Source organism: Microbacterium capsulatum (genome assembly GCF_030865425.1).
GTDB classification, from domain to species: domain Bacteria; phylum Actinomycetota; class Actinomycetes; order Actinomycetales; family Microbacteriaceae; genus Microbacterium; species Microbacterium capsulatum.
Genome location: NZ_JAVFCB010000009.1, coordinates 92831 through 103620 on the forward strand (window position 1 = coordinate 92831; position 10790 = coordinate 103620).

Below are 10790 nucleotides of genomic sequence, written 5' to 3' on the forward strand. Positions count from 1 at the left end.
GGAAGGGACCAGGGCCCGCCGGCCCAGGCTCACTCGGCGTCGTTGCCGTGCAGGGCCTGGTCGAGCGCGACCCGCGCAGGGTCGATGAGATCCAGGTCCTCCCTGGTGACCAGCCGGGAGGCGATCACGTGCTCCACGAGCCGGGTGCGCCGGTTCGTCGCGGATCCGCGGGCACCGCCGCGCATGCCGGGCACACCGATCCGGTCGAACTTGTCGCACACGTTGTCGAGCTTGCGGTTGAACCGGGTGAGGGTCCAGCCCAGGCGATCCGCGGCGGCGGCGCTGGACGGGATCGAGCTCATCCCGCTGCCGTCGCGGCGCAGCAGCGGCTCGGCGAGGGCGAGCAGCAGCTGCTTCTGGCTGACCGTGAGCGGCACCTCGCCGATCGTCGAGTCGCCGATGCCGTCGAGCTCGGGCCGGGTGGGCCGGAACGTCGGCGCGGAGGAGAGGATCGTGAACTCGTAGGTCGTCGGCCCGGCCGAGAACACCACGGTCGTGGTCGCGAAGACCAGCGGCAGCCGGGCGCCCGGGGCGAGCCAGGCCTGCACGCCGCCGCTCGCGTCGGTCACGGTCGCCTGCAGCCGGGTGCCGATGTTCGCCAGCCACCAGAGCCCGCCGGACTCGACGATCTCGAGGAAGTGCCGGTGCAGGAACAGGTTGTCGTCGATCGCGAGATCGCCCTCGCGGCCGAGCACGAACCTCCCTCCCGGCGCGATCGTGAAGTACTCGCCGGCGAACTCGACGGTCACCTGCGAGGGCGCGACCGGATCCGTCCTCCCGGTCACGGGGTGCACCCCCGCACCGGCGACGAGCTGCGTCCGTCGGTGCGGCGCAGCTCCACGAGGATGCAGGTCTGGCCGCCGGTCTGCGCCGCCACGGTGACCGCGGTCGCGTCGACGAGCCTGGCCGGTCCGTCGCCGCTCAGCCTCACCTCGGTGACGGTGAACCGGTCGCCGGACTGCGGCTTCGGGTTCGTCCAGGTGAAGTGCACGCCGCCCGCGCCGTCCGGGGCGCCGGCGATGTCTTTCGGGGTCGGCACGATGTCGGCGAGCGGATCCTGCGGCTCGGACGTGACGGTTGGGCTGGACAGCGGCTTCGGCGGGTTCGCGTTCAGCAGGTCGACCGTCACGATCGACCCGCCGATCAGCACGACCGCGGCGGCCGCGGCGACGAGGCCCCAGAGCAGGCCCCGGCGGGAGCCGGGCGGTTCTGCAGCGGTGAGGGCGGCGGGATCGGCCGCGGTGCCGGGCTCCGGCGCGGCCGGCGCCGGCGGCGACGGCGGTTCGGCCGGGGCGCCGGGCCGGCGGGAGAGGCTCGTGGCGGACAGCGTGTGGCCGGTGGGGGCGTGGCCGGCGGGCTCCGGATCCAGCACCTGCGGCGGGCGCACCCGGGTCGGGTCGTCGTCGTCCGGGAGCGCGGGGGCGGTGGGGCGGACCACGGTCGCATCGGCGGCGTCGTGATCCTCGGCCGGTGCGGCGGGGGCGGGCCGGTCGAAGCGCGGGCCCGGGGCGGCCGGGGCCGCCGGCGGCAGCAGCGGGCTCGTCGTCGCGGAGGGCCGCGTCGCGGTGTGGCTCGGGTCGATGCTGATGACCTCGCGCACCCGGGTCAGACCGTCGTCGTCCTCCTCCGGCTCGGGCTCGAGCTGGTGGTCGTCGACGATGTCGATCGGCGTCACCGAGTGCGACAGCTCGATCTGGATCTTCTGCAGCGCCCGGGCGAAGGCCACCGCGCTCGGGAACCGGTCGGCCGGGTTCTTCGCCATGCCGCGCTCGAGGGCGCGGGTCAGGCTCTCCGGCGCGTCCGCGCGGCCGAGCGGCGGCAGCGGCTCGGCCTCGATCCGGCTGATCAGATCAGCCCCGCTGTTGCGCTGGCCGGGCTTCTCGAACGGGCTCCGCCCGGTGAGCAGCGTGGAGATCGTGGCGGCGAGCGCGTACACGTCGCTGCGGACCCCGCCCTGGGGCGGGTCGCCGAAGGACTCCGGCGGGGACCACGGGATCGACATGCCCGCCGCCTCGCTCACCGCGCCCGTGGTCGAGGCGATGCCGAAGTCGGTCAGGGCAGGACGGTTGTACGCCGTGACCAGGATGTTCGCGGGCTTGATGTCGCGGTGCAGCACCCCGGCGCGGTGCGCGGTCTCGACGGCGCCCGCGACCTGCACGCCGACCCGGAGCGCCTCGGCGACGCTGAACGGCTCCTTGCGGGAGCGCTGCTGCAGGTTCGGACGCGGGCAGTACTCCATCACCAGATACGGGCGGCCGTCTTCGGCGACGCCGGTCTGGTAGATCGTGACGATCGCGGGGTGCGTGGACAGCATCGCCATGACGTTCGCCTCGTCGGCGAACTCCTGGGCGGCGCCGGACGCGAGCCGGTCGGCGAGCAGCACCTTGACCGCGACCCGGCGGCGCGGCATCTGCTGCTCGTACAGGAACACGTCGGCGAAGCCGCCGGTGCCGAGCGGCTCGATGTAGTCGAACCCGTCGAGCCGGGGCGGCGGGGACGGCGGGCGGCTCACGGCAGATCCTCGAAGCCGACGGTGACCCCGTCGCCGAGATCGATCACGTCCCCGGTGACGACGACGGTCTGCTCGCCGGGGTGCAGGCGGACGGGATCTTTCCCCGGGCGCAGCAGTGTGGATCCGTTCGTGGTGTGCAGGTCGAGGACCACGACGGAGTCGGGTTCGGGCCGGATCTCGAGGTGGCTGCGCGAGATGTCCTGCTGCGGGCTGTCGACCGCGACGAGGTGCGGCAGCGTCGCGCCGGTCGAGCGGGTCGCACGCGGGCGGCGGCCGATCACGACGGTGCGGTCGAGCGCGATCACCTGGCCGGTGGACATGCGGATCCGCGGGCCGGCGGCCGGGACGACGGGGCCGGGTGCGCCGAAGCCGGGGACGGCGGAAACCGGCCCCGGACGGATCGGGTCGGGCAGGGCGGATCCGGCGGCCGCGCCCTCGGCGGCCTCGCGCAGGGCACGCGCCTGGGCGAGCGAGACCGTCGCGCCGTCGTGATCGCCGTCGTCTACGGCGTACACCTCGTCGGCCGGGTCGTCGAGGCTGCCGACCGGGCGCAGATCGAGGGTGTGCCCGCCGAGCGGCGGGGCGATCGTGTCGGCGGGCGGCAGGATCGTGTCGGCGGGCGGGGTCATCGCGGCGACCGAGAGGACCGTGTCGCCGGCGTCGTCGAGGTCTTCAGGCGAGGCCGGCGCCTCGTCGCTTACGGCGGAGTCGGTCGCCGAGCCTGTCGAAGCGTCCTCCCGTTCGGGCGACGTCCCTTCGACAGGCTCAGGGACCGGGACAGGCTCGGGGACCGGGGCGGGGCCCTCCTCCGGCGACGTCCCTTCGACGGGCTCGGGGACCGGGGTGGAGTCGTCCGCGAGAAGCGCTCCGAAGTCGGTCGCTGAGCTTGTCGAAGCGTCCTCGCGTTCGGGCGACGTCCCTTCGACAGGCTCAGGGACCGGGACGGGGGACGGCTCGGGGACCAGAGGCGGGGCGCCGAAGGCGGCGCGGGAGGCGCGGACGATGCCGGCCACGATCGGCAGGGCGACGGCATCCCCGCGGTCCTCGACGACGATCTCCGCACCGATCACGCCGGGCACGAAGCGCTCGCTCCACGTGGTGACCTCGGCGCCGGAGATCTCCTGCACGCCGGCCGCCGTGACGACCTGCGCACTGACCCGGCCGCGCACCGCGACCCGGGCGTCCTCGCCCTCGCGCACGATCGCCGCGAACGGCGGGATCGCCGCGAACGAGCCGCCGCCCGCCGCGGAGAGCGCGTCCACGATGTCGGCGAACGCGGTGTCGTCGGATCCGATCCGCTCCCACAGCCCGTCGACGAGCGTGGACGACGCGTCCGGCGGCAGTGCGACCACGGCCTGCGGGCCGATCAGCAGATACCAGGATCCTGCGCGGTACACGGTGTTCATCAGCGCATCCCTCCCATGGCCTCGGCACGCGGTCGCGTGTCGGAATCGATGTCGTCCTCGTCGGCGCCGTCCGCGGATCCTGCTCCGCCGGGGCGTGTGGTCACGTGGGTGGCGTCCACGACGATCGCGGTCACGTTGTCGCGGCCGCCGTGCTCGAGCGCCCGGTCGACGAGCCGGACCGCGGCCGCCTGGGGGTCCTCGATGAGGACGAGCGTCTCGCGGATCTCCTCGTCGCCCACCTCGGAGCTGAGCCCGTCGGAGCAGACCAGGATCCGGTCGCCCGTCGTCGCGGGGATCATCCAGTAGTCGGCCTCGCCGGTGCTGCCCGCGCCGATCGCCCGCGTGATGATGTTGCGGCGGCGGTCGCGCTGGGCGTCCGCGGCGAGCAGCTCGCCCGCGTCGATGAGCTCCTGCACGACGGAGTGGTCGACCGAGATCTGCTCCAGAACCCCGCCCGCGAGCCGGTAGGTGCGGGAGTCGCCGATGTTCATCGCGAGCCAGTAGCCGACGCCGTCGACCTCGGCGACGGCGACACCGCTGAGGGTGGTGCCCGCGCTCGAGGTGCCCTCGCCGGCGATCGCGTCGACCGCGGCGCGCGCCCGGGCGAGCGCGAAGCTCACGTCGTCGATGCTCAGCGTGGGGCGTCCGAGCAGGACGGCGAACTCCTCGACGACCGTGGCGCTCGCGACGTCGCCGGCGCGGTGGCCGCCCATGCCGTCGGCGACGACGAACAGCGGCGCCTGCGCGAGGAGCGCGTCCTCGTTCAGCGTCCGCCGGAGGCCGGTGTGCGTCGCGGATCCGGTGCGCACGACGATGGGTGCGGTCATGCGTAGCCTCCGATGGTCACGATCCGGTCGCCGATCTCGATCGCGTCGCCGAGGCGGATCCGCACGCGCTCCCCGGCCGGGCAGGCGATGCGCACGCCGTCGCGCACGACGGTCGTGCCGTTCGTGGAGTGCCGGTCCATGACCCACCCGCCGGAGGCCTCGGCCCCGGCCTCGAAGTGCGTCTTGGACAGCGACAGGGTCTCGTCGCGGACGACGACGACCGCCGCGCCCGGCTCGGGAGCGGGATTGCGTCCGAACAGCGTGCGCCCGGAGACCGTGGCCCTGGCTCCGTCGTCCCAGACGAACAGCAGGCGGTGGCCGGGGATGCTGATCCGGGTCTCCTCGAGGTCGTCGTCCTCCTCGGCGGGCCGGGCGACGGGCGCGGGATCCACGGCGGTCCACGCCGGGACGACGGACTCGGGGCCGGACGCGGGCGTCGGGGCAGGTGCCGGGACCGAGGGGCTGATCCCGGGGACGACCGTGATCATCGCGTTCTCGTCCTCGTGCGTGGTCTGTGCGGCGTGCGCGACCGCGGACAGCACCGTGGCGTCGTGCGGGTCGAACTCGTCGTCGAGGGCGATGACGGGCGCGTCGTAGGAGCCCGGGGCGGTCGGGAGGGTGTGGCCCGTGGGAGCGTACGAGGGCGCTTCGACGGGCCCAGGGACCGGGAGGGGCGAGGGCCCTTCGACAGGCTCAGGGACCGAGAGAGGGGAGAGCGAGGATCCTTCGACGGGCTCAGGGACCGGGAGGGCGGCGGCGGGGCGGGCGTCGAGCATGAGAGCGCCGGCGGCGCGGTCGTGCCACCCCTGGCTGCGGCCGGATCCGTCCATCAGCGGCGTGAAGCAGCCGACCACGATGGCCGTGCTCAGGCCGAACACGACGTTGCGCAGCAGCGCCCGGCCGAAGCCGAGCGGCGTCCCGGAGTCGGCGTGCACGAGCCGCAGCCTCAGCGCACGCATGCCGACGGATCCCCCCGCTCCCTGCAGGGCGCTGTAGACGAAGAACCAGGCGAGCGCGACGACGCTCGTCACGCCGAGCCCGAGCAGCGAGGCGCCGACCGCCGCCACGGCGCTGCCTGCAGACGCGGCGGTCGCCGTCGAGGCGATCCCGCCGACGAGGAGGATCGCCCACACGATCGCGGCGTCGATGACGTACGCGCCCACGCGGCGCGCGATCGGTGCGACCGGGAGCGCATCCGTTCCGGGGGACTGTGTCATGGGGTCTCGCTCTCGGCTCGGGGGCCTTCGCCCCGGGCAGGGGTGCTCTCGATCGTGTCGGCTCCGCTCGAGCCGCCGCCAGGACGGCGCCGGATCCGCTCCGCCGCGGCCTCGCGCAGGCTCTGCACGCCCGACGATATCCGCGATCCGCCCAGCAGCGAGCGCAGGCTCAACCGGGCGAGCATGCGCTTGCGGAAGCCGGCGGACGCGCTCAGCCCGCCGACGATGTCGTCGACCTCGCGCCAGAACGCGTCCACGTCCTCGACGGTGGGCTCGGACGGGCCGAACACCTGGGCATCGGCGTGGCCGGCGAGCACGGTGACCGCGGGCACGGTCAGCGCGGCCGCGACGGTCTGCGCCTCCTCGGCCCTCGTCGCACCCGCCGGGATCCGCGCGCCGTAGTCGACGGCGCGGTCGGTGAGCTCGTCCCAGCCCCCGCTGATCCGGTCGGCGGTGAGCACGGCGGCGCGGCGCTTGCGCCGGCGCGCGGCCTTCCATGCGCCGATCGCGACGAAGGGCGAGGCCAGGATCGCGAGCACCAGCAGCACGCTGCCGCCGATCGCGAGCACGGCGCCGAGCACGCCGAGGAACGCGTTCGGGCCGTCCTGGCTGCCGCGCTGGTCGGGCACGGTCGGCGGGAGGTCGACCGGCTCCTGCGGCGGGGGCGGCGGCTGCAGCACCTGCGGCTTCGGCACGACCTTGGGCTTGGTGATCTGGTCCTGCGGGACCTTGTCCTTCGGCGGGGTCGGATCGAACGCCACCCAGCCGGCCTTCTCGAAGTTGACCTCGACCCAGGCGTGCAGGTCGTCGCCGTTGGCCGAGAAGCTGCCGCTCTTGTCCGGCTTGTCGGGGTAGAAGCCCATGACCACGCGCACGGGGATCCCGAGGTCGCGGCCGGCGAGCGCCATCGCGACGGCGTACTGCTCGTCGTCGCCGATCATCTGCTCGCCGTTGAGGAGAGTCGCGATGCGCTCCTCGGTGTGCCCGGCGCGGGAGGGCGCCTCGCCCTGCAGACCGTGGCTGTAGTAGCCGCCGTCGGCGAAGTACTTCACGAGGGCGCGCACCTGCGCGATCGGCGTCTTCGCGTCCGCGACCGCCTCCGATGCGATGTTCGTGAGCTTCTCCGGGCCATCCGCCTGCTTCGGCATGTCGACGTGACCGAACGCGAGCCCGTCCAGCTCCTTGTCGCTCCACGTCTTCGGGATCACCGTGTCGACCGTGTACGTGTCGCCCTTGCCGACCTTGCGGGTGGAGACCGCGGTGCCGGTCGACTCGTTGTAGTAGGTGCTGCGGCGCAGCGCGTCGGCGTCGGATCCCGCGAACGCGATCCTGCTCACGTCGCCCGCGTCCGGCAGCCATACGCCCTTGTACGCGTCGATCGACACGGTGAGGGTGGCGTCGGCGCCGCGCGCATCGGCGGACATGTTGTCGCGGATCGGGCTGAACGCGCCGGAGGAGCCCACGCCCTTGTCCGACACGTCGTAGACGACGCCGTTGTAGGCGTCCATCGTGCCGATCCGCACGCGGGCACCCGAGGGCAGGCCCTTCACGGTGAACAGGGTGTCCTGGCGGTGGTCCTTCACGTACCCGCGGTAGGACTGCAGCGGGCTCGCGTACTGGTGCACGTCGAACGGCGGCAGCACGACGTCGCGGAACACGTGCCGCGGCTCGGCGAGCGTGGTCGCGGTCGCGGCCCCCGTCCCGGCGAGGCCCGCGACGACGAGCACCGCGGCTCCCGCGACGATCCGGCGGCGGCGCATGTGGGACGCGCGGGACGGATCCGCCTGGCTCACCGAGACGGCCGCGTCGGCGCTGGAGCCCGTCCCGCGCAACGCCAGCCAGCCAACGGCGACGAGCGCGAACACGACGCCCTGGGCGATGGGGGCGGCGGGATCCGGCACGCCCATCGCGATCACGAGCATGAGGTGCGCGCTCGCGGGGATCAGCGCCCAGGCGACACGCCGCAGCCGCAGCGCGAGACCGGCGGAGAGCACGGACGCCGCGAGCGCGGACAGGAACGGGACGAGCCCGTAGCCGTCGCCGACGGCCACCGGGGCGACCGTGGTGAGCATGGCCTTCCAGCTCGTGATGGCACCCGAGGCCAGCGCGCCGACGGTGCTCCCGGTGGGGACGACCCCGAACAGCGTGGTCTGCGGCAGCGCGAGCGCACCGCCGCACAGGAAGTACGCGACGAGCGCGAGGCCCGCGGTGGGCAGGATCCCCCAGCCGCGCCAGGCGCAGAGCAGGGCGACGCCGAGCCCGAGGACGAGACCGCCGATCGCCCCGGGCAGGTAGGCGGGCCCGGCGAACGAGGGCCACCAGCCGGCGATGCCGGCGCCGATCAGCAGGGCCACCGCGACGAGGTCGACGGCGACGCGGCGCGGCTTCAGCGGCACCCGCCAGGTCTTGGGCGTCTTCCGGGCCTTCTCGGCGGGAGCGGGGGCGGTCATGCGAGCACCTTCCCGAGGGCGAGCGGCAGCTGTTCGAGCGCTCCCACCGTGATGACGTCGGCCTCGCCGATCCGGCGCAGCGACGGGGCGGCGCCCAGGTCGGCGACGATCGTGAGCACCCGGGATCCGAACGGCAGCCGTGCGCACGCGGTGCGCAGCTCGTCGGGCGTCGTGCGGCTGCCGCAGACGAGCACGACCACGCTGGACAGCGGCATGTGCGCGGCGACGGTACCGGCGAGGGCCGACAGGCCGCGCCCCTTCGCGCGCCCCTCCTCGACGCCCGCGAGCGAGTCGAGCAGCTGCTTGCCGGTGCCGGACGGCAGGGCCCGACCCTGCACGCGCAGCTCGACGTGCTGCGAGTCGCGGATCGCGCGCAGCCCCACGGATCCGGCGAGCGAGATCGCCAGCTCGAACTCGTCGGGCTGGGCGTAGTCGGCGGCCGCGCGGCTCAGGCCGATGACGAAGTGCGAGCGCCGGGTCTCCTCGTACTGGCGCACCATGAGCACGCCGGTGCGCGCCGAGGAGCGCCAGTGCACGCGGCGCAGGTCGTCACCGGGCTGGTACTCGTTGAGGGCGTGGAAGGAGACGTCGTCGCGGGAGAGGTCGGCGGCGGGCAGACCGTCGAGGTCGCGCAGGAAGCCGAGGGACTGACCGTCGAACAGGATCGTGCGCGGGTGCACGAACAGGTCGATCGGCTCGTCGCGGCGGTGCGCGCGCTCGAAGAGACCGAGCGGATCGCCGCGCACGACGCTGACCGGGCCGACCGAGACCACACCGCGGCGGTGCGTGGGGATCGCGAAGAGCTCCTCCGCCTCCTCGCCGGGCGCGAGCCGCTTGATCCCGAACTCCCCGCGCCCTCCGCCCACGGGCAGCACGACGCGGGAGGGCAGGATCGCGCGCGTGCCGCGGTTCGCGAGCGTGAGAGCGCCGACCGCCCGCTCCCCCACGACGACCCGGGTGCGGGCGAGGTCGAGAGTGACGTCGTAGGCGGTGCGGCCGATGAGGAACAGCCCGCACAGCACGACCACGATCGCCAGCACGAGGGCGATCACCGCCGGCTCGATCCAGCCGAGCGGCAGGGCGACGAGCACGCAGACGGCCGCCGCGGCGAGCAGCACCCAGGCGAGAGGGCGCACCGCCGACGCGATCAGGCGCAGCCGGGCGCCGACGCGCGCGAGCACGAGGCCGGCGATGTCGCGCCAGCCCGCCTCGCGCCCGGAGGCGCGCGCGGGCGCGGCGCTCCGCGCCTCTGCCGTCGTGCTCGTGGTCATGCGCGTGCTCTCTGTGTCGGTCGGTCCCTGAGCCTGTCGAAGGGACCTGGGTTGGTGGGTGGCCCTACGACAAGCTCAGGGACCGGGGACGGGGATCAGACCGCGGCGCGGGCCTGCGGGGCGGGGATCTGGTCGACGACCCGGATGACGACGGTCTCGGGGGTCGTGCCGGCGAACTCCGCCTCGGGGTCGAGCAGCAGGCGGTGCATCCACACCGGCCGGGCGAGGGCCTTGACGTCGTCGGGCAGCACGTAGTGCCGGCCGTGCGCGGCCGCCCGCACCTTGGCGATGCGGACCATGGCGAGCGCCCCGCGGACCGAGACGCCGAGCCGGATCGCGCTGTCGGAGCGGGTGGCCTCGACGAGCTCGGCGATGTAGCGGAGCACGGCGGGCTCGACGTGCACGGACGCGGCGAGGTCGGCCATGTCGGCGACCGCGCTCGTGGTGATCACCGGGGAGAGCCGGGCCGAGGGGTTGCGCTCCGCAGCGCCGGCGAGGATCGTCGCGGTGACGTCGAGGTCGGGGTAGCCGATCGAGGTCTTGATGAGGAAGCGGTCCAGCTGCGCCTCGGGCAGCTTGTAGGTGCCGGCCTGCTCGATCGGGTTCTGCGTGGCGAGCACGAGGAACGGACGGCCGGTCTCGTGCGCGACACCGTCCACCGTCACCCGGGACTCCTCCATGACCTCGAGCAGCGCCGACTGGGTCTTCGGCGAGGCGCGGTTGATCTCGTCGGCCAGCACGATCGAGGCGAACACCGGGCCGCGGTGGAACTCGAAGGTGTGCGAGTTCTGGTCGTAGATCGTCACGCCGGTGACGTCCGACGGAAGCAGATCGGGCGTGAACTGGATCCGGGTGCTCGTCCCCTGCACGGTCGCCGCGATCGCCTTCGCGAGGCTCGTCTTGCCGGTGCCGGGCGCGTCCTCGAGGAGCACGTGCCCCTCGGCGAGCATCGAGGAGAGCACGAGGCCCACCACGTCGCGCTTGCCCTGCAGCGCCCGGTCGACGTTGTCGACGAGGCGGGCGAAGGTGCCCTGGAACCAGGCGGCCTGTTCGGGGGTCATCGTCATCGTGTGGGTCTTTCGTTGAGGGGTTCTGAGAATCGGACGG

Annotated in this window: 8 protein-coding genes; all 8 read right to left on the reverse strand. The window is 74.0% G+C overall.

Going from position 1 to position 10790, the window contains the following annotated elements; all coding sequences use genetic code 11:
• Window positions 1–29: 29 nt before the first annotated feature.
• Window positions 30–794, reverse strand: a complete 765-nt coding sequence (locus RBR11_RS15065; RefSeq protein ID WP_373889805.1) for a hypothetical protein — start codon at window positions 792–794, stop codon at window positions 30–32.
• The gene (locus RBR11_RS15070; protein ID WP_308490192.1) at window positions 782–2512 is read right to left on the reverse strand and encodes a serine/threonine-protein kinase; all 1731 of its coding nucleotides are present in this window, start codon (window positions 2510–2512) and stop codon (window positions 782–784) included. The genes RBR11_RS15065 and RBR11_RS15070 overlap by 13 nt, the downstream gene beginning before the upstream one ends.
• Window positions 2509–3918 (reverse strand): FHA domain-containing protein, encoded by a 1410-nt coding sequence (locus RBR11_RS15075; RefSeq protein ID WP_308490193.1) that lies wholly within the window; start codon window positions 3916–3918, stop codon window positions 2509–2511. The genes RBR11_RS15070 and RBR11_RS15075 overlap by 4 nt, the downstream gene beginning before the upstream one ends.
• Window positions 3918–4745, reverse strand: a complete 828-nt coding sequence (locus RBR11_RS15080) for a PP2C family protein-serine/threonine phosphatase (RefSeq protein ID WP_308490194.1) — start codon at window positions 4743–4745, stop codon at window positions 3918–3920. Before RBR11_RS15080 ends, RBR11_RS15075 begins: the two co-directional genes overlap by 1 nt.
• Window positions 4742–5962 (reverse strand): RDD family protein, encoded by a 1221-nt coding sequence (locus RBR11_RS15085; RefSeq protein ID WP_308490195.1) that lies wholly within the window; start codon window positions 5960–5962, stop codon window positions 4742–4744. The genes RBR11_RS15080 and RBR11_RS15085 overlap by 4 nt, the downstream gene beginning before the upstream one ends.
• Window positions 5959–8412, reverse strand: coding sequence for a transglutaminase TgpA family protein (locus RBR11_RS15090; RefSeq protein WP_308490196.1), 2454 nt, complete (start codon window positions 8410–8412; stop codon window positions 5959–5961). The genes RBR11_RS15085 and RBR11_RS15090 overlap by 4 nt, the downstream gene beginning before the upstream one ends.
• Entirely contained in the window at window positions 8409–9683 is a 1275-nt protein-coding gene (locus tag RBR11_RS15095) for a DUF58 domain-containing protein (protein WP_308490197.1), read from the reverse strand. Before RBR11_RS15095 ends, RBR11_RS15090 begins: the two co-directional genes overlap by 4 nt.
• A gap of 95 nt (window positions 9684–9778) precedes the next feature.
• On the reverse strand, window positions 9779–10750 hold the full coding sequence (locus tag RBR11_RS15100; RefSeq protein ID WP_308490198.1) for an AAA family ATPase: 972 nt from the start codon (window positions 10748–10750) through the stop codon (window positions 9779–9781).
• Between the last annotated feature and the right edge of the window lie 40 nt (window positions 10751–10790).

Bases quoted from the DNA above. Each gene is read 5' to 3' on its own strand.
- RBR11_RS15075 (WP_308490193.1), bottom strand. From the start codon at position 3,918: ATGAACACCGTGTACCGCGCAGGATCCTGGTATCTGCTGATCGGCCCG.
- RBR11_RS15080 (WP_308490194.1), bottom strand. From the start codon at position 4,745: ATGACCGCACCCATCGTCGTGCGCACCGGATCCGCGACGCACACCGGC.
- RBR11_RS15085 (WP_308490195.1), bottom strand. From the start codon at position 5,962: ATGACACAGTCCCCCGGAACGGATGCGCTCCCGGTCGCACCGATCGCG.
- RBR11_RS15090 (WP_308490196.1), bottom strand. From the start codon at position 8,412: ATGACCGCCCCCGCTCCCGCCGAGAAGGCCCGGAAGACGCCCAAGACC.
- RBR11_RS15095 (WP_308490197.1), bottom strand. From the start codon at position 9,683: ATGACCACGAGCACGACGGCAGAGGCGCGGAGCGCCGCGCCCGCGCGC.
- RBR11_RS15100 (WP_308490198.1), bottom strand. From the start codon at position 10,750: ATGACGATGACCCCCGAACAGGCCGCCTGGTTCCAGGGCACCTTCGCC.